Consider the following 19,241-nt stretch of genomic DNA (forward strand, 5'->3'; position numbering starts at 1 on the left):
TCGTGTGTCCGGCCCGCGCGCTCGGCCCGTCGCCTGTCAGCACCGCTTCACGGCGATAAGGCTGCGTTCGGGTCGTTTTCGCGCCGGAGCCGGGGCAGCCTTGCTGTTAAGGGCGGTAAATGATGAAGCGGCAGACAAAGTGACAATTCGTGCGATCTTTCCGGCGATAGTCGCAGCCCTGTTGCTGTGCCTCTCCACTGCGTTGCACGCGCAGAGCGCCGCCGACCTGACGGGAGCACCGGCAGCGGAGCCGGCCGAGGCCCTGCCGGACGATCCGATCGACCCCGGTACCCTGACAGAGGAGACCGATCGCGCAATCGCCAGCGGCCTCGCCAATGTCTTCACCCAGATCGAGGGGCTGCGCGATGTCGGCATCGCGGTGCAATCCGGCGTGGTCACGCTGTCGGGCACGGTCACCAATCAGGCCGACCGCGAACGCGCCGAAGCCATCGCCGCCCGGATAGAAGGCGTGGTGACCGTGGAGAACGCGATCGATCGGTCCTACGAAGTGGAAACCAATGTCTCGCCCGCGGTAAAAACGCTGCTCGACAATATGCGCGGGCTGGTGCGCGGCTTGCCGCTGTTCGGCGTGGCGCTGGTCATCGGCGTTTTGATCGCCGGGCTGGGCTATCTGCTCGCCGGGCGGCGCCGGTTGTGGCTGTGGGCCACGCCCAATCCCTTCCTTGCCGAGCTGCTGGCCGGCGCGATCCGGGTGGCCGCCATCCTCGCCGGTCTGGTCGTGGCGCTACAGATCGTGGATGCGACCGCGATGCTCGGGCTGGTGCTGGGGAGCGCGGGCATTATCGGGATCGCCCTGGGCTTCGCGGTGCGCGACACGGTGGACAATTACGTATCGAGCCTGATGCTCAGCCTGAGGCAGCCCTTCCGGGCGAATGACCACGTGGTGATCGACGGGTGCGAGGGCCGCGTGATCCGGCTGACATCACGCGCCACGGTTCTGATGACGCTGGACGGCAACCATCTGCGCATTCCCAATGCCAAGGTCTTCAAGGCGATCATCCTCAACTACACCCGCAACCCGCAGCGCCGGTTCGAGTTCGAACTGGGTGTGGATTCGGCCGATGATCCGCTGGGCGCGATGGAGGTCGGGCTGCAGGCGATCCGGGCCTTGCCGTTCGTGCTCGATGAACCGCGCAGCCAAGCGGTCATCCAGACGGTGGGGGAATCGAGCATCATCCTGCGGTTCTTTGCGTGGGTGGACCAAGGCTCGACCGATTTTCTCAAGGGCCGCAGCCTGGCGATTCAGGCGGCCAAGCATGCGGTCGAAGAGGCGGGGGACGAACTGCCCGAGCCGATCTATCGCATCCGGGTCGATGACCGGCGCAAGTCTTCCGAGCCAGCACCCGCCGATGCGCCGGTCCCGGCGCCTGCTGCCGCGAAGCCCCGCAAGGCGCCGCCGATGGTCGCCGACGGGGCCGAGCCGGATCGCGCAGTGGAGAAGCTCGTCAGCGAAGAGCGCGGGAGCGCGGCCGGGAGCGATTTGCTCGATACCCAGCGACCTATCGAATAGCGCGCCCCGCGCCTCCGCCCCTGCCTCGGCCTGCGGATTTGCCGTCCAGCAGCAGTAGCGAAATCCGGCGGTTGCGCGGGTCGGCAGGATTGTCGGCGATCAAAGGCTCGGTATCGGCCACGCCTTCGATCCGGGCAATGCGCGGTTGCTGAACGCCGCCCAGCACCAGCGCCTGCCGGGTCGCTTCGGCCCTCCCGGTGGACAGCGACCAGTTATTGGCCGCGACCCCGCTACGCCAGGGCAGCGAATCGGTGTGTCCGCGCAGGATCAGCGGCGCGCTCTCGTCTTTGAGCGTTTCGGCCATGACTTCGAGCAACCCGCGCGCATCCGTGGTCAGGATCGTGGTGCCGAGCTCGAACATCGAAAAATCGGCATCGTCGACCAGATCGATCCGGATGCCCTCGGGCGCGCGCATCACCCGAACCTGCCGTGCGAGATGCGAAAGCTGGCGGCGCTGCACCAGTTTTTTCGCGATCTTGTCGCGCAATTCCTTGAGCTTGTCGGAGTCCAGCTCGCCGCGCCCGCCGCCCTCCATCGGCCCGCCGGTAACGCCGCGCGGGATGGTGATTGCGCGCGTGCCGGTCTGGCCCATCGCGTTGGGATAATTATCCGCTTCGGTTATGGAGGACCCGCCCAGCAGCCCGTCGGACCCGGCGCTTTCCTTGCGCATCTTGACCAGCGTGGGGGTGAAATAGTCGGCGATCCCTTTGCGCTGCTTTTCTTCCGTAGCGCCCAGCAGCCACAGCAGCAGGAAGAATGCCATCATCGCGGTCACGAAATCGGCATAGGCGACCTTCCACGCCCCGCCGTGGTGACCGCCTTCGACAATGGTGACCTTTTTGACGATGATCGGCGCGGGCATTGCCGCCGCCGAACCTTCGCCCGATTGGGTTGGATCGGACAGCGCCACCTCAGCGCCCCCGCATCATATCGAGCAGGTCGGTCAGCTTGGGCCGGTGCGCGGGCGGCAGGCCCGATCGCGCGGCTTCCAGCACCAGTGGCTGCGGATAGCCGTGCAGGCTGGCGATGATGACCTGCTTGATTGAATGGAAGATCTGGCTGTCGTGGGTGTTGATCTGCTTCAGCCGTGACCCCAGCGGGCCGGCAAAACCATAGGCCAGCAGCACCCCCAGAAACGTGCCGACGAGCGCAGAACCGATCATTTTGCCGAGAATTTCGGGCGGTTCGTTGATCGCGCCCATCGTCTTGATTATGCCGAGCACCGCTGCGACGATGCCCAGCGCAGGCAATGCATCGGCGAGCGACTGGATCATGTGCTGCGGCTCGTCCATTTCGTGCAACTGCGTCTTGATCGCGGAATCGATCACTTCCTCGACCGCATGCGTATCGAGCGTACCCGATGAAACCACCATCAGCGTCAGCGGATCGCAGATCATCGCGCTCACCACCGGATCGGCCTGCAGGCGCGGATATTCGCTGAAGATGCTGGACGAACCGGGCTCGGTGACATGGCTTTCCAGCGCGACCGCCCCTTCGGACCGCAGCAGCTTCATCAGCTTGGATGTCAGCGCGATGGCATCGATATGATCTTCGTCGGTGTATTTCGGCCCCTTGAAGATCTTGCCCACGCCGCTGCCCAGCAGCTTGATCTCGTGCATGGAATTGCCGATCAGCGTGGCGCCCACTGCCGCCCCGCCGATCATCATGAATTCGAGCGGCAGCGCCTTGAGCACCGGGCCCATCGCGCCGCCAGCGAGCATGAACCCGCCGAACACCATCACCAGCAGCACGACTATGCCGATTGCAACAAACATCGATCAGGGCTCCTGTCAGCGCAGCGCGTCGAACAGCGACAGCGAACTGACGCGAGTAAAGGCGGCCTGGCTCGCTTCGAGCGCGGTGAGCGATTGCTGCAGACGCGCGATGGCTTCGGCGATGTCGGTATCGCCGACGCGGCTGCGGCGCTCGGCCAGCGCGACGCCGCGGGTATCCTGCTGCTGCTGCACCTGTTCGACCCACGCCATCCGGGTGCCGATGATGGTCTGCGCGCGGCTGGCGGTGTCGAGTGCAGCGTCGATCCCTTCGAGCGCGGCATTGGCCGCCGCAGCCGGATCGGGCGACCCGCCGCCCAGCGCCGCAGCCAGCCCGCCCAGCACCGCAAAGGCGCTGGTGGGAATCCCGCCGGACACGAATTCGAACACTTCATTGCCCGGCAGGCCGCGATCGATCGCGGTGCCCGGCGCAACCGGCACCGCGCCGCTGGCGGGGGTGCCGCTATAGGTCACATTGCCCAGGCCATCGCGCGTGAAGGCGGTTCCGGAGGACAGCCCGGCGAACAACGGCTCACCAGTCAGCGAGGTGGCATTGGCGCGGGTGAACAATTCTTCGGAAAGCTGTTCCAGCTCGAACGCAATTGCTTGCCGCCCGTCCGCGCCGGTCGGATCGTTGGCGGCCTGCACCGCCAGCTCGCGGGCGCGCTGTAGCAGGGCGGTGACGGCTTCGAGTTCTGTCGAGGCCGCGCCCAGATCCTGATCCAGTTGCGCGGCATTGTCGCCTTCCACACTGGCCAGCGCCTCGCGCCGGGCGATGCTGCGCAACTGTGCGGCGGCAGCGGGATCGTCAGAGCCGCGTTCGATCCTGACCCCGGTGGCGATCTGCGTCTGCTGGCGCTCGATCCCTGCGCGCAGGTCGGCCATCTGCGCGAGCGAGCGGTTGAAGAACGAACCGGTGGAATTGCTGATAAAGCTCATGACGGCGCGATCCTGTTACCTGAGGCCCAGCAGCGTATCGAACAATTCGGTGGCGACCTGAAGCACCCGGCTATTGGCTTCGAACGCCTGTTGCAGGCGCACCAGATTGGCGGCTTCGGTATCGAGATCGACGCCGGTCGCGCGCAGCAGCTCGCCCTCGGCGCTGGCGGCGACGATGCCCAGCCCTTCGCGCCGCGTGTCGAGTGCGGACACCCGGCTCGACAAGCCCAGCAGCAGCGTATCGGCCCCGGCGGCAGGGCCGGTTGCGGCCCCCAGCGAAGCCAGCAGCGTGGCAAGATTGCCGGTGTCGCGGCTGCCTGCAGGCGCACCGGCGGGGGCGGTGGCGAGCCCGTTGGCAGAGGCCAGCGCTACGTCGATGTCGGCGGCGTTGGTGCCCGAAAGCAGCGGTTGACCGGGATTGCCGTCGGTATCGACCCCGGCACTCTGCGCCGTATTGGCGATTGCGATCACCGAAGCGGCGAGACTGTCGATCCCGGTCTGCAGCCCCACCATCTGATCCAGCGCGGCGGCGCGTCCGGCCATCGCCCCGCCTGTGGGGGCAAAGGCGGTGCCGCCGATGTCGAAGGCAAGCGTGCCATCGGCAGCGAAGGCAAGATTGACGCTGGCGGCAACCCCGCCCGTCACCAGCGCAACCGGCGGCGCGGCGTCGATCGTGACGTCGGCGGTGCCGTTGGCATTGATGGTGGCGGCGATGCCGAATTCTTCGGCCAGCCCCCGCAACGCCTTGTCGCGCGCATCGAGCAGCGCCGCACGGCCCGCTGTGCCTTCGCGCGAGGCGACCAGATCGCGGTTGACCTTGGCGAGTTCGGCCGCAAGTTCGTTGATATCGGGAACCATCGCCGCCGCTTCGTCCTGAACCAGGCTGCGGGCATTGGCGAGCGTGCTGTCGGCGACGCGGAAATTGGCCGCCATCGTCCGCACGCTTTCCAGCGCGGATAGCCGCAGCGCGGGTTCCAGCGGGTTGCCTTCCAGCCGGGTCAGGGCGGCTTCGAATGCGACGAGGCCGGTGAACAGGCCGGAGGTTTCCAGCGCGCTTTCCGCCTCGCGCATGGCGAAGAATTCCGTCTCTGCTGCAGCCAGACCGGACGAGGTGTCGCGCGCCTGACGCTGCACCAGCGCACTTTCGGCCCGCACCACCACGCCCGGACGGATGCCGCCGAGCGAATCCGCCGATGCGCCGATGCCGATATTGCCGGTCATCACTAGCTCGCTCTGCGTCAGCGAGCGGCGCGAATAATCGGGGTTGGCGGCATTGGCGACGTTCTGCGCCGTCAGTTCAAGACTGAGGCGCGATGCGGTGAGGCCGCTCCGTCCGATAGTGAAGATCGCGGATGGCATTATCCGTCACCTTTCGCAGGAAGATATTGCGCAAGCTGTTCCTCGATACTGCGGGCAAACCCGAAGGCACCGCTGGCCGCAGCGAGATCGGCAAAGTGTTCGTCGCGCATGGTCTGGAACTGCTGCATCCCGCCGCCGGTCAGGGGGGTTTCCTCGGCGAAGCTGGCGGAGCGCGCGGTGGCGAGCATCTTGCGGATCATGATCGCCTCGAACCCTTCGGCCGCTTCCCGCAACTCGGCGCGTTCCGGAGAGATATCCTGGCTGCGCGCCGAGCTGCGAGGGGCGGGGCCAAGCGATTGGGGGCCAGGCGATTGAGCGGCGGGGATCAGCGGTCCGGTCACAACACGACCATCTCGGCTTGCAGCGCGCCGGCCTGTTTGAGGCTTTCGAGGATCACCACCAGATCGGACGCGCCCACACCGAGCAGGTTCAGGGCATCGACGATTTCCGACAACGAGGCTGCGCCCGGCATATAGGCGACCCGGTCGGAACGTTCGTTGATGGTGATTTCGGTATCCTGCTCCACCGCGGTCTGGCCTCGGCCGAAGGGTTCGGGCTGCACCACGGTGGGGTTCTCGTCGATCCGGATCACCAGTTTGCCGTGGCTGACCGCGGCGGGCGACAATCGCACCGCGTCGTTTATGACGACCGTGCCGGTGCGGCTGTTGACGATCACCCGCGCGGCGACAGGTGCAGGGGTGACGGCGAGCATCTCGATCTCGGCCATGACGCCTGACCGAACATCATTGCCCAGCGGCAGCGCCAGTTCGATGCTGACCCCGTCGGCAATCGTGGCGATGCCGGGGTAGCGGCTGTTGATCGCATCGCGCACACGCGCGGCGGTGAGGAAATCGGCCTGGTGCAGGTTGAACCGCAAGGTCGAGGACTGGTCGAACCCGGTCGCCACGGCGCGTTCTACCGATGCGCCATCGGCGATCCGGCCGACGGTGGCGATATTGACGGTGAGCTGCGATCCATCGCGGCCCGTCACGCCTAGTCCGCCGACCGCGACATTGCCCTGCGCCATCGCATAGATCTGCCCGTCCGCGCCATAGAGCGGCGTGAGGATCAGCGCTCCGCCGCGCAAGCTTAGCGCCTGACCCAGCGTGGACACGGTGATGTCGATCCGCTGGCCGGGCTTGGCGAAAGCGGGCAGTTCGGCGGTCACGATCACGGCGGCGGCATTGCGCAAAATCGGGCTGACGCCGGGCGGCAATTGCAGCCCGAGCCTGCCGGACACGCCGCGCATTGCCTCGGTCACATATTGCAGGTTGTTGTCGCCGGTGCCTTGCAGGCCGACGACCACGCCGTAGCCGGTCAGCTGGTTGGCCCGCAGACCTTCGAACTGGCCGAGATCGCGGATGCGCTCGGCAGCGGCAGGGGTTGGGGCCAGGGCCGCCAGCAGCGCCAGCGCGGCGGCGAACAGGGGGGAGAGAATGCGGATCATGGCGGCTCTCCTCAGAATGGCGAGATTTTGTTGAAGAAGCGGCTCAGCCAGCCCGGACGGCTCGCCTGCTGCACTGCGCCCTGGCCCGAATAGATGATCCGGGCATTGGCGACCTGCGAGGAGGCCAAGCGGTTGTCGCTGTCGATATCGATCAGCCGGATGCGACCGGCGAATTGCACCCATTCATCGCCCTGGCTGAACATCATCTGCTTTTCTCCGACCACTTCGGCGGTGCCGTTGGGGTAGATCGCGGCGATGGTCACCGCGACCGCACCGTTCAGGCGGCTTTGCTGCGCAGCATTGCCCCCTCCACTGAACGACCCTTCGGCCGCAGCTTTAAGGGCGTTGGGGTTGAGGAAATCGAGCGGGCCGGAGGCAGGCGGGGTTATTCCGAAGCTGCCGGAACGGTTGGTTTGTCCGGCAGTGCTCTTGGTGGTGGTGGTGTTTTCGGTGAGGATGATCGTCACCATGTCGCCCAACATCCGTGCGCGGGTGCCGGTGACAAGGCCGGAATAGCCGGTGCCCACCTGAAAGATCGCGCCTGCGCTGGCCTGCTGCTGCAAGGGTTGCGGGGCGGTGATGAACAGCGGATCGATCGCACCAGCCGTCACCATCGCTGCACCTGGGGGCGGGGGCGCGGTAAAGCCGGCCTGCGGCCCGCTGCTGCCTGTGCCCATGCAGGCGCCCAGCGCCAGCGCCGCGCCAAGGATCAAATATCGAGCGGTCATCATCTGTCTCACAATGTCTGATTGGCGTTGCGCAGCATCTCGTCGACCGCGCTGACCATCTTGGAATTGATTTCATAGGCGCGCTGGGCCTCGATCATCTCGACCAGCTCCTCGACCACGTTGACGTTTGAGCTTTCGAGCATCCCCTGCCGGATCTGCCCGCGCCCGTTCTCGCCCGCAAAGCCGAGTTCGGCCGGGCCGGAAGCGGCGGTTTCGACCAGGAAGTTGTCGCCGATCGCGCGCAGGCCCGCCGGGTTGACGAAACTGGCGACCGTCAGCTGGCCCAGCAGCGTCGGCGCGGCATCGCCGGGCGTCAGCGCGCTCACCGTGCCATCGGGCGCAATGGTGATCGACTGCGCACCCGCCGGCACCTGCAACGGCGGCTGCAGCGCATAGCCTTGCGACGTGATCAGCGTGCCATCATTCGACAGCGTGAAATTGCCCGCGCGGGTAAAGCCGATCTGTCCGCCGGGCGGCAGTTCGACCTGAAAATAGCCGTCGCCATCCAGCGCCAGATCGAGCGCATTGCCGGTGGTGCCCAGCGTGCCCTGCGTCGAAATACGCGTGGTGCCCTGCACCTGCACCCCGGTGCCGAGGTTGAGGCCGACCGCAAACGCGGTCTGCCCGGTCGATGCCTGCCCTGCGACCCGCTGTTCCTGATAGGCCAGCGTGGCGAAATCGGCGCGGTCGCGCTTGAACCCGGTGGTGCCGATATTGGCGAGGTTGTTGGCGATGACGCGCATCCGCGCATCCTGAGCCTCAAGCCCGGTGCGGGCGACGTGAAGGGCGGAAGTGGGCATTGGTCAGTGCTCCCTTGGAAAAATCAGCGCAGCGCCATCAGGCCGCTGGAGGCTTCATCGAGATCGCCTGCGGTGGCGATGATCTTGGCGCGCTGTTCGAAAGCGCGTTGGGCTTCGATCATCTGCACCAGCGTATCGGCGGTCTCGACATTGGATTGTTCGAGCGCACCGGTGGAAAGCCGCGCAGTCGGATCGGGGGGCAGAACGCCGCCAAGGCCATTGGCATTCGGCACCTTGAGGAAGCCGTCGATCCCCTTTGCCAGCGGGCTGCCACCGGGTGTCACCAGCCGCAGCTTGTCCAGCGCTTCGGCCGGGGCGGACGGCGCGGACGGGTCGCTCGCCATGATCGTGCCGTCGGCAGCGATGGCGATGCTGAAGCCGGGCGGCACGGATATCGGCGTGCCGGCTTCGCCAAGCACGGCCAGCCCTTCGCCGTTCTCGATCACACCCGATGCCGACACCCGCAGGTCGCCGCGCCGGGAGTAGATCTCGCCCTGAAGGTCGGGCGACTGGTAGGCCAGCAGCGCCGTGCCTTCGAGCGCGACATCCATCGGATTGCCGGTTGGCACCACGCGTGCCGCGGTCATGTCCGCACCGCGCACATTGCCGCGCGCCATGGCGCGGGCCTCCAGCGATCCGTCCTTCAGCGTGGCGGGCGTGACCGCGAAGATTTCCTGACGAAAGCCCGGCGTGCTGGCGTTGGCGAGGTTGTTCGCCACCACCCGCTGCCGGTCCATCGCCGCGTTCATCGCGGTCATCGCGGTGTAGATCATCCGGTCCATGGGTCAGCCGCCCTTACTGCTGCCGCAGGTTGATGACGGTGGTGGAGATCTGCGTGGCGGTATCGATCGCGCGGGCATTGGCCTGGAAATTGCGTTGAGCTGTGAGCAGCGAGACCATTTCCTCGGCCAGATCGACGTTCGAACGCTCCAGCGCGCCGCTGATCAGATCGCCGTTCGCGCCGATGCCCGGGTTGCCGAAGTTCGGCGGGCCGGAATCGCCCGATGCCTGCCACTTGGTCTGGCCGATCGCGCGCAGGCCGCCCGGCGCGGCAAAGGTGGCGAGCGCGACCTGCCCGATCGGGGTTGCGGTGCCATCGGCATAGGCCGCATTCACGATCCCGCGATTGTTGATGGTGACATTGGCCAGCGCCGAGCCTGCGCCGTTGGTCAGCGGCACAATCACCGGGGCCGGCACAGTCGATGTCGCAACCCCGGCAGCATCGACCGGAAAGGCCTGCAGCCGGTTGCCGAGCGTGTCCTGCAAGTCGCCGGTGGCGAGCAGCTGGAAATTGCCGTTGCGGCTGAAGCTGAGATCGCCCGAGAACGGGTTTTCCAGCGCGAAAAAGCCGTCGCCGTCGATCGCGATATCAAGGCTGCGGCCGGTCTGTTCGAGCGGGCCGAGCGCGAAATCCTGCGTGATCGCGGACACGGTTGCGCCGATCCCGGCGGTGCGGCGCGGATCGGTGGCCGAACCGCTGGCGACCAGATCGGCAAACTGCGCCGAGCTTTTCTTGAAGCCGACGGTTTCGGCATTGGCGATGTTGTGGGCGATAACGCGCAGATCGGTCTCGGCATTGCGCAGACCGCTGAGGGAGGTGAAGAACGACATGTCGGGGTGATCCTTTCGGTTTGGGGCGAGGTCAGGTTTGCGGGGTGGTGGCAGGCTGCAAGGCAGCCTCCTGCGCGGCGATCAGCCGGTCGAGCTTGGCGGAGATATCATCCAGCGTGGCCCCGCTTTCGGTGGTCGCCGCAAGCGAGGAAAACTGCGCCATCTGCGCCAGCATCGCTTCGTTATCGGCCGGTTCGAGCGGGTCCTGAAAGGTCAGCTGCGTCGTCAGCAGCCGCAGGAAATCGCCGCCGTCTAGCGAGCCGAGACCGCCGCCGGTCAGCCGCGAAGGGGTGTTGAGCCGGTCGAGCGTGCTCTGCGCGGCAGGGGTGATGGCATTGGTGGTGGTCATTACTGGCTCCTCAGGGTTTCGAGCATCAGTTGCTTGGCGGTCTGCAGCGCCTGCACCAGGTTCTGGTACTGGCGCGCGCTCTCCATGATCTCGACCATCTCGGCGGTTTCATCGACCGGGGCTTCGAACACGTAGCCATCGGCATCGGCGAGCGGGTGGGAGGGATCGTGGCGTTTGGTGGCCGCAGTTTCAGAGCGTACCAGCCCGCTGGAGGTGACCCCGGCAAGGCCCGAGGCGCGATCGAGTTCGACCGAAAACACCGCGCGGATCGGGCGGTAGGCACCTTCCTCGGTGGTTGAGACCGACCCGGCATTGGCGAGGTTCGATGTCGCCGCATTCATCCGCACCATCTGCGCGCTCATCGCGCGGGTGGTCATGGAGAACAGTGTCATGGGAGCGCGTTCGGGCATCGTCATTCACCCTTCAGCGCGCGGGTGATGGTGCTGACCTTGCCTTGCACAAAGCTGAGCGTCGCCGAATAGGCGACCGCGTTTTCGGCAAAGGCGACCTGTTCGTGGTTCAGTTCGACCGTGTTGCCATCCAGCGTCGGCATGGTCGGCGTGCGCCACACCATGCCGGCCTGCGGATCGGCGAGATTGTTGCCGCGCTGATTGGCGAGCCGGGCATCGAGCGCGGCACCGAAATCGATGTCGCGCGCCTTGTATCCAGGCGTCGCGGCATTGGCGATGTTGGAGGCGATCACGCCCATGCGTTCTGACCGCAGGGTCAGCGCCGCGCCGTGAATGCCGAACAATCTTTCGTTCATGCGGGTTCCTCCCGTGTCGTGCAGACCATCTGAAAAGCGGCGGCCTGCCAGTGCGGCTTCGTATCAGCACGAAGCGTGCCAGTTTGCCGAAAGGGGGCGCGGGCGGAGGCAAACGCGGCCATGTGGCAAGTCCTTGCCGCTTCTCCGGCAAGGCCCTGCCGCAAATACCTAGTTCTTAATCCGGCAGCGCCGCTGACGTTCTGCCCTTGCGACCGCACTGATTTGCGTGGGGCCAGCGAGGGAAACCGATGCCAGACAGATTCAGCGCCCTCATCGATCCGGGCGCCTTCACCATCGTGGTGGCAGGCACTGTGCTGGCCTGCGCCGCACGCTGCGGCTGGCGCGATTTCGGCGCGGCTTTGCGAGAGGCGGGGGCGCTGGCGAAGCCCGGCTTCGATGCCGAGGCCAATCGCAAGGCGCTGGCACTGGCGGTCACGGCGATCAGGCGCGATGGTCCACGCCGCGCCGATCCGGCACTGCCGCCCGACCGGGCGCTGGGGCTGATGCTCGAAACCTATCTGCGCCACGGCTCGCTGGAGGCGTTGCACCGCATTCGCCGATCCGAACGCGCGCTCGACGAGGCGCGGCGGGTGGCGGCGGCGCAGGTGTTCGCATGGGCGGGCGAACTGGCCCCGGTATTCGGGCTGATCGGCACGCTCTACGCCTTCACCCAGCTGGCCCCGCCCAGCGGCGCGAATGCGATCGGCGTGACGCTGGCTGCGGTCGCGACCTCGGTACTTTCCACTCTCTACGGCGCGCTGCTGGCTCACCTTGCCTGCTATCCGCTGGCCGGCGCGATCGAGCGGCGCGGGTTTGCGCGAGAGGAACAGCGCGAGGCGCTGGCCGACTGGTTCGTCGAACAGATCGCCGCTCCTGCCGTGCACCCGCATGACGGGCGCACGCATTTGCGGGGTGTGGCATGAGCGCGGGCACTGTTTCCATCAAAAGCAGCGGTCATGGCTGGCAGCTGATCCTGGCCGACCTTGCGCTGATCCTGTTCCTGCTGATTCTGACCGCGCTGCCCGCTGCAGAGGCCGAGGCCGGGCGGAAAGCCGCTGTTCGCGCCGTACGCGGGGAGCAGGCGCGGGCGGCCTCCGTCACAGCTGAAATTGCTGCGGCGCAGGCGCTTTATCGCCCCGTGGCAGGCGGGCCGACATTGAGCGAATGGCTTGCTGCACAGCCGCATGATCCGCGCGCCACGCTGACGATCTTCGCGCGCTACGACGCGGAGAATGCGGATGCACCGCGGCGGGCATCGGCGGCATGGGATGCGGCGCGCGGATTGGCTGCGAGCGCGGCGGGCAGCGGCGTGGCGGTGCGCACCATCATCACCGCTGGCGGCGAGGCCGATCTCTATGCCAGCCTTGCCTATGATCAGGTGCAGGCAGCGTCGGTGCGATAACGAAGCGGCTGTGCCTCAGCCCACCATCACCCGGTTGCGGCCTTCCTGCTTGGCGCGGTACAGCGCTGCATCGGCCCGCGCGAGTGCGCTGCGGGTGTCGGTATCCTCGGTCACTTCGGCCACCCCGCCCGAAAAGGTCACGCGCCCGAACGGCTGACCGGTGTCGCGGTTCATCAGCAGGCGTGCGGCCTGCGCGCGGCGGATCGCATCGAGCTTCGCGCGCGCTGCGTTCTTGTCCATGCCGTAGAACAGCAGGACGAATTCCTCACCGCCGTGGCGTCCGACGAAGCAGGCAGACCCGGCGTGTTCGTTGAGCGTCCCCGCCAGCGCGCACAGCACCCGGTCGCCCGCCTCGTGGCCGTGGCGATCATTGACCAGCTTGAAGTGGTCGACATCGCAGAACGCCAGGCTCAACGCCTCGCCCTTGGCCCGCGCTTCGAGCGAGGCGGACACCAGCCGGCGTTCGAAGGCGCGGCGGTTGGGCAGCCCGGTGAGGTGATCGACATCGGCCTCCATCCGTGCCTTGGCGAGGTTTTCCCGCAGGCGATCGGTTTCTTCCTGACTGCGCGCCATCGAGGCTTCGGCCTGTTCGATCCGCGCCAGCATCGCCCGCGACAGGTCGATCACCTGCGCCAGCTCGCCCGCTGCCGCCGGGGCGAGATCGATGTCGGCCATCGCCTCGATCTTCGCGCCCAGCGCGCCGCGATGATCGCTGGTCTCGCTGCGCGCCGAACGCGCGGTCTGAGCGAAGCGCATCAGCGAATATTCGAGCTTGTCCATGAGTGCTTCCAGCCCGGCGATGCGCGAATGCCCCTCGGGATCGAGCCGCGCCAGCGTATCGAGCCAGCGCTGGTCGATCGGCTCGCCCGCGATCTCGCGCGCGGTGAAGGCCTGCGCCAGTTCGGGATGCGAACCCGACAGGCCGCCGCAGATGGTGGAGAGATTGCTGGCGGTGACGGCCAGATCATGGGTTTCCACGAATTCGCCGATCCGCGCCAACAGCGCGCGGCGGGCTTCCTCGGCGCGGCTGGCCGGTGGCGTATCCGTTGCCGCATCGGCGGCGGCCGGATCGTGCGGACGGTAGGAACGGGTAAGGAAACGGGTTGCGAAGGTCATGGTAAAGCCCCGGCGTCTGGAATCGGACAATTTCGCAGGGACTTACCCCGATCATGCTTAAGCCGTGACCAGCCCCGCCTCCGGTAAGACCCGTAGGCCGGTTCCGGTCGCACTTGGCACGACCTTTGCTGAACCTCGGGCGGATATTCCGTCCGCATGACAGGAGCACACGCATGGAAATCACCAATCCCTGGCCCGATGGCTGGCGGCTCGCCCCGCTGGCGGCAGCGATGCTGCTGCCGCTGTGCGATCCCCCGGCCGAAGCGCAGACGCGCACGCAGCCGGCATCGATCGACCGCGCGGTGGCAGAATTCACCGGCGCGGCACCCGGCACCCCCGGCGGCGCGCGCGCACCGGCCGACCCGCGCTTGCAACTCGCCGCCTGTGCCGGGCCGTTGGCGGTCTCGTGGCATGGCAATGCGCGCAATTCGGTGCGGGTCGAATGCCCCGGTCCGGACGTCTGGCGCGTGTTCGTCGCGGTCGACGGCGCGGACGGCAGTGCCGCTTCGAACCGCCCTGCCCCGCCAGCGATCAAGCGCGGCGATGCGCTGACGATACAGGTGCGCGGGCGCGGCTTTTCCGTGCAGCAGCAGGGCGAGGCGATGGAAAGCGGCGCGGTGGGCGAATGGATCTTCGTGCGCACCGCACGCAAGGCCGAAGCCCTGCGTGCCCGGATCGAGCGCCCCGGCTTGGCGGTCATCCCGGCAAGCTGAAGAAATCTTTAAACCTCCCTTAAAGCAGGCCCCGCACAGCCGTTCTCCGGTTCAGCAGCCCTACCAAGGATTATCGCCATGCCTTCTGTCGAACTGAGCAAATTGCAAGGGATCGCCGCAACGCGCGCGCTGTCGACCAGCGACCGCGCGCAGATCGAGACCCGTACCGGCGCACCCCGCCCCGCCAACGCCCCGGCGAGCGGCGTCAGCGTCGAAATCGGTGGCACGGTGGATGCCGCCAGCCCGCCCGTCGATGCCGAGCGCGTGCAGCAGATCCGCGCTGCGTTGAAGGATGGCTCCTACCCGCTGGTGCCGGCGCAGATTGTCGATGCGATGATCGCCGCGCAGGTCAGCTTCGCACTGCCGGTGAAAGCGTGATCCCGATGGCCGAAGCGCTTGAACAGCCCCAGCCCGAGCCCAACCCCCCAACACTGGCCGGCAACTTGCGGCAAATGATTGCCGTGCTCGAGGCAGAGCGGCAGGCGCTTGCCGCACTCGATGCCGATGGACTGATCGGATCGACCCGCGAGAAGGAGACGCTGTGCGACGCGCTGGCCGCCATCGGTCCGGGCGCGCTCGACGACGAGTCCCGCGCCCTTGCAGAGACTGCCCGCCATCTGAACGACGTCAACCGCCGGGTGCGCAACCTCCTGGCCGCCAATGTCGCTGCCCGGATCGAGGCGATGGGCGGGCCGCGCCGCATGCCGCGCCCGGCCTATGCATCGCTGCGGGGTTAGACGTTCCCGTTTTCCGTTCGTGCCGGATGCGCGCCGAAACCCAGTTTGGCACACCTTTTGCTGAAACCCGTCTGAAAACGCCGCCCCTTGCGGCGTTCCCGATCCGGCGGAGTTTGCGTGTCCACGTCTTCCCCTGCTTACATGCCTACCGGGCCGATCCGGGCCGGGTTCGAGGCTGCGGCCCGCACCCATGAGGCGGCCCGCCGCAGCGGCCCCGCGCAGCCGGTTGCCGCGCCGCGAACGGGCGCCCCGGTCGAAGCCGCGATTGCCCGCGCTGCGGAGCAGACCAGCGTCGATTTCGGCTACCTGCTGGCCCAGGCCGAGGTTGAATCCGCGCTCGACCCAAATGCCCGCGCCCGCTCATCGAGCGCGACGGGGCTTTACCAGTTCATCGACAGCACCTGGCTTGGCACCGTGAAAAAGCACGGCAGCCGGTTCGGCCTCGGCGATGTGGCCGATAGTATCGGCGTCACCGCCTCGGGCAGTGCCTTTGTCGCCGATCCGGCGCAGCGCGATGCGATTCTCGGCTTGCGCAAGGATCCGCAAGTCGCCGCGCTGATGGCAGCCGGGCTGGCGGAGGATAACCGCGCGCACCTCACACCGATTCTCGGCCGCGAACCCGATCATGCCGAATTGTACCTCGCGCATTTCCTCGGCGCAGGCGGAGCGGGGCGGTTCCTGTCGGAGATGCGGGCCGATCCGGGCCAGAGCGCGCCCGCGCTGTTCGCCAAACCTGCCGCCGCCAATCGCGCGATTTTCTACAGCCCCGATGGCAGCCCCCGCAGCCTGGCCGGGGTGATGGACGTGCTGGGGAGCAAGCTCGAACGTGCGCTCGACCGGGCGGGCAGCGCACCGGGCGTGCGCATTGCCCGCGCAGATCGTGCGCCTGCCGCACCGTTTGCAGCCACGCCTTTTCCGGTGACGGGCAGCGCGATGTCCGGCTTCGGCGCTCCGCCGCGTATCGCCGCCGCGCCGCAACTGGCCGCGTTGCCGCCGCGCATGGCAATGTCGCAGGTGCTGGGCGCGGCCTTCGGCAATGATGCCAGCGCCGCGCCTGTTCAGGTGCGCCGCGCCTATGACCAGCTGAAGGCGTTCGGGCTGTGAGCGGGCCTGCCATGATTGCCACCCCGCTTCAGCGCGTGCTGGCCATGCCCGCGGCTATGGTGTTGCCGGCTGGCATCTTCGCGCTGCTGGCGCTGATGGTGCTGCCGATCCCGGCGCTGCTGCTGGATATCTTCTTCGTCCTCAATATCGCCATTTCGATTGCGGTGCTGATGGTGGCGCTGAACGCCCGCAAACCGCTCGATTTCTCCAGCTTCCCCAGCGTGCTGTTGTTCGCGACCCTGCTGCGGCTGGCCTTGAACGTAGCCTCGACCCGGATCGTGTTGATGAGCGGGCACGAAGGCGGCGCGGCGGCGGGCGAGGTAATCGAAAGCTTCGGCGCGTTTCTGGTCGGCGGCAATTTCGCGGTCGGGCTGTTCGTGTTCGCAATCCTGATGATCATCAACATGATCGTCATCACCAAGGGTGCGGGCCGGGTGTCGGAAGTGTCCGCGCGGTTCGTGCTCGATGCGCTGCCGGGCAAGCAGATGGCGATCGACGCCGACATCGCCGCCGGGCTCGTCACCGCCGACGAGGCGCGCGAGCGTCGCCGCGAAGTGACGGTTGAAGCCGATTTCTACGGGTCGATGGATGGCGCCTCCAAATTCGTGAAGGGCGACGCGATTGCCGCGCTGCTGATCCTTGGGGTGAATATCTTCGCCGGGTTCGCGCTCGGCATGATCAGCCACGGTCTTTCGGCGAGCGAGGCGGGCGAGGTCTATGTCACGCTGGCAGTGGGCGATGCGCTGGTCGCGCAGGTGCCATCGCTGCTGCTGTCGATTGCGGCAGCCGCGATTGTCACCCGCGTTTCCGACACCCGCGACCTTGCCGGGCAGATCGGCGGCCAGTTCGCCGATCCGCGCGGCTGGTTGCCTGTGGCGCTGATCCTCGGCGCGATCGGGCTGGTACCAGACATGCCGCAGATGATTTTCTTCCCCGGTGCGGCCATAGCGACGGCAATCTGGTGGCAGCTGAAACGCCGCGCCGCCGCACCGCCGCCGCCGCCCGCACCCGCTGCCGAGCCTGCCGCAGATCATATCGCGTTGGCCGACGTGTCGGATCAGACGCTGGTGACGGTGGAGCTGGGATACGGCCTGGTCGGGCTGGTCGATGAGGCACAGGGCGCGCCCCTGATCACCCGCATTACCGGCATCCGCAAGCAATTGTCGCGCGATCTGGGCTTCGTATTGCCGCAGTTCCGGATTCGCGATTCGCTCGATCTGGCGGCGCAGGATTATACCGTGCTGCTGGGCGGGGTGAGCATCGCGCGCGGCAATGTCAGGCCGGGCAAACTGCTCGCCATCGACGCGGGCGAGGTCCGTCCCGGCCCCTATGCGGAACTCGGGCTGACCGGCGAGGCGACCCGCGATCCCAGCTTCGATTGCCCGGCGCTGTGGATTGCCCCCTCCGCGCGCGATCATGCCGTGGCCGAGGGGTTCCTGGTGGTCGATCCCGCCACTGTCATCGCCACCCACGCCAATCAGGCGCTGCTGACCGAAGCGCACCAGCTGCTCGGCCCGGACGAGGTGCGCGAATGGGTCGATGGCCTCAAGGCCCGCGCGCCCGCGCTGGTCGAGGCTGTCACACCCGATCCACTGACCCTGCCCGCGCTAACCCGCATCCTGCGCGTGCTGGTAGCCGACGGGATCGCCCTTGCGCACCCGCAGCCGCTGTTCACGTCGCTGGCGCTCGCCTTGCAGAAGACCACCGATTTCGATGCGGTGGTGGATATCGTCCGCGCCGATCTGGGCGCGCGGCTGATCGCCCGAATCGCCGCGCCGGGCGAGCCGTTGAAGGTGGCGACGCTGGATGCCGGGCTGGAGAGCGCGATCCTGGGCGGGATGGTGGATCCTGCCACCGGCCAGCCGCTGATCGAGCCGGAATGCGGCGGCATGATCGTGCGCGAGGTGAACCGCCTTGCCGATGCCGAGAAGGCGGCGATTGCGCTGATCGTCCAGCCGCCGGCCCGCCGCGCACTGGCCGCATTGCTGAAGCAGCGCAGCCCGCGCTGCCTTGTCCTGTCGATTGCCGAACTGCCCCCGACCCAGCCAATCGCGGTGATCGGCGTGATCGGCGAGCCGAACCCGCCCGAAACGCCCGCGCTTGCTGCGCCTGATGCGACGGAGCCTGCCTGATGAAACATGACCATACCGGCTTTGCCGCCGCCACCTCCTATGCGCCGTCCCGCGCCGAGGTCGAAGACCGCGTCCGCCGTTTCCTGCCGCTGGTGCGCCGCGCGGCGTGGCACATCAACGGCAACGGACGCAGCGGGCTGGAGATCGAGGATCTGGTGCAGGCCGGGATGGTGGCGCTGACCGAATGCGCCCAGCGCCACGCCGGGCCGACCGAGGACGGGTTTGCCGCCTATGCCAAGATCCGGGTGCGCGGGGCAATGCTGGACGAGGTGCGCCGCGCCGCCCATGATACCCGCACCGCCCGCCGCAAACGCGCCGCGTTCGAACGCGCGCTCTCCAGCCTGCGCGGCACGCTGGGGCGGGAGCCGAGCCGGGCCGAACTGGCACGAATGCTGGACGTGGACGATGCCGAACTGCTCTCGCTGGAAAGCGCAGGCGTGACGCTGACCTCGATTGCCGAGGAATATGACGAGACCAGCACCGCCTTTGCCAGCGACGATCCCGACCCGTTCGAGGCGCTGTGCGCGGCGGAGGACCGCGAACGGCTGCTGCGCGCGATGATCGCGCTGCCTGACCGGCTGAAGCTGGTGCTTCAGCTGTTCTTCGTCGAGGAGATGAACCTCACCGAAATCGCCGCCGTGCTCGATGTCAGCGTGCCGCGCGTCCACCAGTTGCGCGCCAAGGCATTGAAAGACCTGAAGGCGCTGATGGAGGAGGGGGCGGGTTAAGCCGCCC

23 protein-coding genes are annotated in these 19,241 nt (G+C 67.2%); 9 read left to right on the forward strand and 14 right to left on the reverse strand.

Annotated features, from left to right (window positions below; translation table 11 throughout):
• Positions 1 to 139 precede the first annotated feature (139 nt).
• Positions 140 to 1,531: a mechanosensitive ion channel domain-containing protein gene (locus tag Q0L48_RS07270; RefSeq protein ID WP_296719052.1), complete on the forward strand. Its 1,392-nt coding sequence runs from the start codon at positions 140 to 142 to the stop codon at positions 1,529 to 1,531.
• On the opposite strand, the gene Q0L48_RS07275 is transcribed toward Q0L48_RS07270, so the two are convergent.
• Genes Q0L48_RS07275 through flgB form a run of 13 tightly spaced genes read right to left on the reverse strand, consistent with a single transcriptional unit; the run spans position 1,521 to position 11,302 of the window.
• Positions 1,521 to 2,393 (reverse strand): flagellar motor protein MotB, encoded by an 873-nt coding sequence (locus Q0L48_RS07275; protein WP_296719680.1) that lies wholly within the window; start codon positions 2,391 to 2,393, stop codon positions 1,521 to 1,523. The genes Q0L48_RS07270 and Q0L48_RS07275 overlap by 11 nt on opposite strands.
• 49 nt (positions 2,394 to 2,442) lie before the next feature.
• Positions 2,443 to 3,306, reverse strand: coding sequence for a flagellar motor stator protein MotA (motA, locus tag Q0L48_RS07280; protein ID WP_296719055.1), 864 nt, complete (start codon positions 3,304 to 3,306; stop codon positions 2,443 to 2,445).
• 15 nt (positions 3,307 to 3,321) lie between these two features.
• Positions 3,322 to 4,242: a flagellar hook-associated protein FlgL gene (gene flgL / locus Q0L48_RS07285; RefSeq protein WP_296719057.1), complete on the reverse strand. Its 921-nt coding sequence runs from the start codon at positions 4,240 to 4,242 to the stop codon at positions 3,322 to 3,324.
• A gap of 15 nt (positions 4,243 to 4,257) precedes the next feature.
• Positions 4,258 to 5,601, reverse strand: coding sequence for a flagellar hook-associated protein FlgK (gene flgK, locus Q0L48_RS07290; protein WP_296719059.1), 1,344 nt, complete (start codon positions 5,599 to 5,601; stop codon positions 4,258 to 4,260).
• Positions 5,601 to 5,942 carry a rod-binding protein gene (locus tag Q0L48_RS07295; protein WP_296719062.1) on the reverse strand — a complete coding sequence of 114 codons (342 nt, stop codon included), beginning with the start codon at positions 5,940 to 5,942 and terminating at the stop codon, positions 5,601 to 5,603. Before Q0L48_RS07295 ends, flgK begins: the two co-directional genes overlap by 1 nt.
• Complete coding sequence (locus Q0L48_RS07300) at positions 5,939 to 7,048, reverse strand: flagellar basal body P-ring protein FlgI (protein WP_296719064.1); 1,110 nt, start codon at positions 7,046 to 7,048, stop codon at positions 5,939 to 5,941. The genes Q0L48_RS07295 and Q0L48_RS07300 overlap by 4 nt, the downstream gene beginning before the upstream one ends.
• An 11-nt stretch (positions 7,049 to 7,059) precedes the next feature.
• Complete coding sequence (locus Q0L48_RS07305; RefSeq protein WP_296719066.1) at positions 7,060 to 7,776, reverse strand: flagellar basal body L-ring protein FlgH; 717 nt, start codon at positions 7,774 to 7,776, stop codon at positions 7,060 to 7,062.
• A gap of 8 nt (positions 7,777 to 7,784) precedes the next feature.
• Positions 7,785 to 8,576 (reverse strand): flagellar basal-body rod protein FlgG, encoded by a 792-nt coding sequence (flgG, locus tag Q0L48_RS07310; protein WP_296719071.1) that lies wholly within the window; start codon positions 8,574 to 8,576, stop codon positions 7,785 to 7,787.
• Positions 8,577 to 8,599: 23 nt separating this feature from the next.
• Entirely contained in the window at positions 8,600 to 9,358 is a 759-nt protein-coding gene (locus Q0L48_RS07315) for a flagellar basal body rod protein FlgF (protein ID WP_296719073.1), read from the reverse strand.
• Between the two features lie 13 nt (positions 9,359 to 9,371).
• Positions 9,372 to 10,187 (reverse strand): flagellar hook-basal body protein, encoded by an 816-nt coding sequence (locus tag Q0L48_RS07320; protein WP_296719076.1) that lies wholly within the window; start codon positions 10,185 to 10,187, stop codon positions 9,372 to 9,374.
• A 31-nt stretch (positions 10,188 to 10,218) separates the two neighbouring features.
• A complete protein-coding gene (locus tag Q0L48_RS07325) occupies positions 10,219 to 10,536 on the reverse strand; it encodes a flagellar hook capping FlgD N-terminal domain-containing protein (protein WP_296719078.1) in 318 nt (105 codons plus the stop codon).
• Positions 10,536 to 10,928, reverse strand: a complete 393-nt coding sequence (gene flgC, locus Q0L48_RS07330; RefSeq protein ID WP_296719081.1) for a flagellar basal body rod protein FlgC — start codon at positions 10,926 to 10,928, stop codon at positions 10,536 to 10,538. Before flgC ends, Q0L48_RS07325 begins: the two co-directional genes overlap by 1 nt.
• A gap of 20 nt (positions 10,929 to 10,948) precedes the next feature.
• Positions 10,949 to 11,302 (reverse strand): flagellar basal body rod protein FlgB, encoded by a 354-nt coding sequence (gene flgB, locus Q0L48_RS07335; RefSeq protein WP_296719083.1) that lies wholly within the window; start codon positions 11,300 to 11,302, stop codon positions 10,949 to 10,951.
• A 248-nt stretch (positions 11,303 to 11,550) separates the two neighbouring features.
• On the opposite strand from flgB, the gene Q0L48_RS07340 reads away from it, so the two are divergent.
• Positions 11,551 to 12,225: a MotA/TolQ/ExbB proton channel family protein gene (locus Q0L48_RS07340; RefSeq protein ID WP_296719085.1), complete on the forward strand. Its 675-nt coding sequence runs from the start codon at positions 11,551 to 11,553 to the stop codon at positions 12,223 to 12,225.
• Positions 12,222 to 12,704: a hypothetical protein gene (locus tag Q0L48_RS07345; RefSeq protein ID WP_296719087.1), complete on the forward strand. Its 483-nt coding sequence runs from the start codon at positions 12,222 to 12,224 to the stop codon at positions 12,702 to 12,704. The genes Q0L48_RS07340 and Q0L48_RS07345 overlap by 4 nt, the downstream gene beginning before the upstream one ends.
• Positions 12,705 to 12,719: 15 nt before the next feature.
• On the opposite strand, the gene Q0L48_RS07350 is transcribed toward Q0L48_RS07345, so the two are convergent.
• Entirely contained in the window at positions 12,720 to 13,820 is a 1,101-nt protein-coding gene (locus tag Q0L48_RS07350) for a diguanylate cyclase (protein WP_296719091.1), read from the reverse strand.
• A gap of 173 nt (positions 13,821 to 13,993) precedes the next feature.
• Between Q0L48_RS07350 and Q0L48_RS07355 the strand changes: the two genes are divergently transcribed.
• From Q0L48_RS07355 to Q0L48_RS07380, 6 genes are all read left to right on the forward strand, one after another.
• Complete coding sequence (locus tag Q0L48_RS07355) at positions 13,994 to 14,533, forward strand: flagella basal body P-ring formation protein FlgA (RefSeq protein ID WP_296719094.1); 540 nt, start codon at positions 13,994 to 13,996, stop codon at positions 14,531 to 14,533.
• A 78-nt stretch (positions 14,534 to 14,611) separates the two neighbouring features.
• Positions 14,612 to 14,911, forward strand: a complete 300-nt coding sequence (locus Q0L48_RS07360) for a flagellar biosynthesis anti-sigma factor FlgM (RefSeq protein WP_296719096.1) — start codon at positions 14,612 to 14,614, stop codon at positions 14,909 to 14,911.
• A 5-nt stretch (positions 14,912 to 14,916) separates the two neighbouring features.
• Positions 14,917 to 15,270: a flagellar protein FlgN gene (locus tag Q0L48_RS07365; RefSeq protein ID WP_296719098.1), complete on the forward strand. Its 354-nt coding sequence runs from the start codon at positions 14,917 to 14,919 to the stop codon at positions 15,268 to 15,270.
• Positions 15,271 to 15,387: 117 nt separating this feature from the next.
• On the forward strand, positions 15,388 to 16,374 hold the full coding sequence (locus tag Q0L48_RS07370) for a transglycosylase SLT domain-containing protein (RefSeq protein WP_296719101.1): 987 nt from the start codon (positions 15,388 to 15,390) through the stop codon (positions 16,372 to 16,374).
• A gap of 11 nt (positions 16,375 to 16,385) precedes the next feature.
• Positions 16,386 to 18,506: a flagellar biosynthesis protein FlhA gene (locus Q0L48_RS07375; RefSeq protein ID WP_296719683.1), complete on the forward strand. Its 2,121-nt coding sequence runs from the start codon at positions 16,386 to 16,388 to the stop codon at positions 18,504 to 18,506.
• A complete protein-coding gene (locus tag Q0L48_RS07380) occupies positions 18,506 to 19,234 on the forward strand; it encodes a sigma-70 family RNA polymerase sigma factor (protein WP_296719103.1) in 729 nt (242 codons plus the stop codon). Before Q0L48_RS07375 ends, Q0L48_RS07380 begins: the two co-directional genes overlap by 1 nt.
• Positions 19,235 to 19,241 lie beyond the last annotated feature (7 nt).

Source organism: Erythrobacter sp. (assembly GCF_024305245.1).
In the GTDB taxonomy this organism is placed as follows: domain Bacteria; phylum Pseudomonadota; class Alphaproteobacteria; order Sphingomonadales; family Sphingomonadaceae; genus Erythrobacter.

Coding starts and splice junctions, on each gene's coding strand:
- Q0L48_RS07275 (WP_296719680.1), bottom strand. CDS start 2,393: ATGCCCGCGCCGATCATCGTCAAAAAGGTCACCATTGTCGAAGGCGGT.
- motA (WP_296719055.1), bottom strand. CDS start 3,306: ATGTTTGTTGCAATCGGCATAGTCGTGCTGCTGGTGATGGTGTTCGGC.
- flgL (WP_296719057.1), bottom strand. CDS start 4,242: ATGAGCTTTATCAGCAATTCCACCGGTTCGTTCTTCAACCGCTCGCTC.
- flgK (WP_296719059.1), bottom strand. CDS start 5,601: ATGCCATCCGCGATCTTCACTATCGGACGGAGCGGCCTCACCGCATCG.
- Q0L48_RS07300 (WP_296719064.1), bottom strand. CDS start 7,048: ATGATCCGCATTCTCTCCCCCCTGTTCGCCGCCGCGCTGGCGCTGCTG.
- Q0L48_RS07305 (WP_296719066.1), bottom strand. CDS start 7,776: ATGACCGCTCGATATTTGATCCTTGGCGCGGCGCTGGCGCTGGGCGCC.
- flgG (WP_296719071.1), bottom strand. CDS start 8,576: ATGCCCACTTCCGCCCTTCACGTCGCCCGCACCGGGCTTGAGGCTCAG.
- Q0L48_RS07315 (WP_296719073.1), bottom strand. CDS start 9,358: ATGGACCGGATGATCTACACCGCGATGACCGCGATGAACGCGGCGATG.
- Q0L48_RS07320 (WP_296719076.1), bottom strand. CDS start 10,187: ATGTCGTTCTTCACCTCCCTCAGCGGTCTGCGCAATGCCGAGACCGAT.
- Q0L48_RS07325 (WP_296719078.1), bottom strand. CDS start 10,536: ATGACCACCACCAATGCCATCACCCCTGCCGCGCAGAGCACGCTCGAC.
- flgC (WP_296719081.1), bottom strand. CDS start 10,928: ATGACACTGTTCTCCATGACCACCCGCGCGATGAGCGCGCAGATGGTG.
- flgB (WP_296719083.1), bottom strand. CDS start 11,302: ATGAACGAAAGATTGTTCGGCATTCACGGCGCGGCGCTGACCCTGCGG.
- Q0L48_RS07340 (WP_296719085.1), top strand. CDS start 11,551: ATGCCAGACAGATTCAGCGCCCTCATCGATCCGGGCGCCTTCACCATC.
- Q0L48_RS07345 (WP_296719087.1), top strand. CDS start 12,222: ATGAGCGCGGGCACTGTTTCCATCAAAAGCAGCGGTCATGGCTGGCAG.
- Q0L48_RS07350 (WP_296719091.1), bottom strand. CDS start 13,820: ATGACCTTCGCAACCCGTTTCCTTACCCGTTCCTACCGTCCGCACGAT.
- Q0L48_RS07355 (WP_296719094.1), top strand. CDS start 13,994: ATGGAAATCACCAATCCCTGGCCCGATGGCTGGCGGCTCGCCCCGCTG.
- Q0L48_RS07360 (WP_296719096.1), top strand. CDS start 14,612: ATGCCTTCTGTCGAACTGAGCAAATTGCAAGGGATCGCCGCAACGCGC.
- Q0L48_RS07365 (WP_296719098.1), top strand. CDS start 14,917: ATGGCCGAAGCGCTTGAACAGCCCCAGCCCGAGCCCAACCCCCCAACA.
- Q0L48_RS07375 (WP_296719683.1), top strand. CDS start 16,386: ATGATTGCCACCCCGCTTCAGCGCGTGCTGGCCATGCCCGCGGCTATG.
- Q0L48_RS07380 (WP_296719103.1), top strand. CDS start 18,506: ATGAAACATGACCATACCGGCTTTGCCGCCGCCACCTCCTATGCGCCG.